The sequence below is a fragment of the Dietzia sp. CW19 genome, assembly GCF_014145265.1.
GTDB classification, from domain to species: Bacteria; Actinomycetota; Actinomycetes; order Mycobacteriales; family Mycobacteriaceae; genus Dietzia; species Dietzia natronolimnaea.
Genome location: NZ_JAALEE010000296.1, coordinates 1 through 1,935 on the forward strand (window position 1 = coordinate 1; position 1,935 = coordinate 1,935).

General features: G+C 72.4%; 3 protein-coding genes. 1 reads left to right on the forward strand and 2 read right to left on the reverse strand.

Features of this window, described 5'->3' with window-relative positions; translation table 11 throughout:
- Window positions 1–471, reverse strand: a 471-nt coding sequence (locus tag G6021_RS09485; RefSeq protein ID WP_182641149.1) for a methyltransferase domain-containing protein, incomplete at its 3' end; no start/stop codon positions are given.
- A gap of 151 nt (window positions 472–622) precedes the next feature.
- Window positions 623–1,294, reverse strand: a complete 672-nt coding sequence (locus G6021_RS09490) for a PIG-L deacetylase family protein (RefSeq protein WP_182617480.1) — start codon at window positions 1,292–1,294, stop codon at window positions 623–625.
- A 77-nt stretch (window positions 1,295–1,371) separates the two neighbouring features.
- Here G6021_RS09490 and G6021_RS09495 point away from each other — a divergent pair.
- Window positions 1,372–1,935 (forward strand): class I SAM-dependent methyltransferase (locus G6021_RS09495; RefSeq protein ID WP_182641150.1); only part of this gene is annotated, 564 nt, incomplete at its 3' end.

Sequence of the window (1,935 nt, forward strand, 5' to 3'; positions counted from 1 at the left end):
CGGGTCCTGCGGCCCGCCGACGCCGCGACGCAGGTTCTCGGCGGCGTGCCCGAGGTACACCAGGTGCCCGCCGGGGCGCAGCCATCCGCCGGCGTTGCGCAGGACGCGGGTGAGGCTCTCCATCTCGAGGTGGAGGAACCCGATGACGACGAGGTCCACGGACTCCTCCGGTGACCAGGTGGTGGCGTCGCCGACCACCCAGTCGACGCTGCCGCTGCGGCCGTCGTCGGAGTCCCTGGCGCGGGCCTGGTCGATCGCGACCTCGGAGAAGTCGACCGCCGAGACCTGCCACCCGTGTGCGGCCAACCATCGCGCGTGCCTGCCGTCGCCGCACGCCAGGTCCACGGCGGTGTCCACGGGCAGACCGGCGTCCTCGGCGCCCGTCACCTCCGCGACGATGCGTGCTGCGGGGGTGGTGCCCCACACGTCGGGCTGGGCGAGGTATCGGGCGTTCCAGTCGGAGGCGTCCACGTGCGGCGGTCCTTTCGGTACTGCTTCTCGATGCTGCTTCTGGGTGGTACTGCTTCTGGGGATACTGCTTCTGATCAATGGAATTCTGCGTGGCGCCGCGTCTCGGCGGTGCTGCACCCGGGTGTGGCCGGGGCGGCGGGGGCGACTCGATTCAGGGGCGCCGGAGCCACCGCAGGTGTTCGTCGTCGCCCTGCAGCTCCAGTCTCCTCCACAGGACGCTGCCCGGCACGGCCTGGCTGGGGTGACACTCCACGGCGGCCAGTTGCGCCGTGCGGTCGACGGTCAGCACCAGGTCGATCTCGTCGCCGGTCCGCCCGAGGAATCCGGCGTATCCCTCGGCCGCGAGTCTCCCGCAGATCTCCTCCGGGAGGGTCCACGCCACCACGGGGAGCCCGTGCCGGTCGGCCACCCTGGTGGCCGCGGCGGTGGCCGCCACGTGGTCCGGGTGACCGCTGATCCCGGTGGAGTCGAAGACGACGAGGCCCTCGGGCCGGGTCCTGTCCAGTGCACGCTCGACCTCGTCGTCGAGCACGGACGACCCGAGGTCTGCCAGGCCACCGTCGGGCAGGTCGCGCAACGTGACCCGCCTCGCCCCGAGGGCGTCCGCCGCGGCGCGTAGTTCGTGTTCCCGGATCCGTGAGAGGTCGCCCTCGACGCCGTGGAGCGTGGAGGCCTCGCCCCTGGTCAGGCAGAGGACGTCCACGCCCGCGCCGCCGTCGGCGAAGGTCGACAGCACGGCGCCGAGGCCGAACGACTCGTCGTCGGGGTGGGCGACCACGGCCAGAACTGAACCCCAGTTCGGCAGTCCGCTCGTCTCCTTCATCGCCCCGGCCCTCCCCATTACTGTTGTCGGTGGATTCGCGTTCCGGGTCCGTTGGATACCCGGTACCGTATCTTCCCATGGATACCTCCCGCGAACGGACCGATGTCTCGCTCTTCGCCCGCGCGTGGGTGGTGGCCAGCCCCGTGCTCGAGCGCGTCGGGCTCGCGAAATCTCGGCGACGTCTGGTCTCGGGCCTGTCGGGAACCGTGGTGGAGGTGGGCGCGGGCAGCGGGGTGACCTTCGAGCACTATCCGCCGGAGGTCACCAGGGTCGTGGCGATCGAGCCGGACCCCCACCTGCGCGCGCACGCGCACCGGTACGCGGAACACGCGAGGGTCCACGTCGACGTCGTGGACTCCGTGGCGGAATCCCTCCCACTCGCCGACGGCGAGGCCGACGCCGTGGTGTTCGGACTCGTCCTGTGCACCGTCCCCGATGTCCCGGCGGCCCTCGCCGAGGCCCGGCGAGTCCTGGCGCCGGACGGCGAGCTGCGGCTGCTGGAACACGTCCGGGCCGAGGGGCTGCTGGGTCGCGTGGCCGACCGGATAGCCCCCGTGTGGAGCCGGGTGGGCGGGGGGTGTCAGCCGAACCGGGAGACCGGGAGGAGCCTCGCGGAGGCGGGGTTCGACGTGTCCGGCCTC

Bases quoted from the DNA above. Each gene is read 5' to 3' on its own strand.
- G6021_RS09490 (WP_182617480.1), bottom strand. From the start codon at position 1,294: ATGAAGGAGACGAGCGGACTGCCGAACTGGGGTTCAGTTCTGGCCGTG.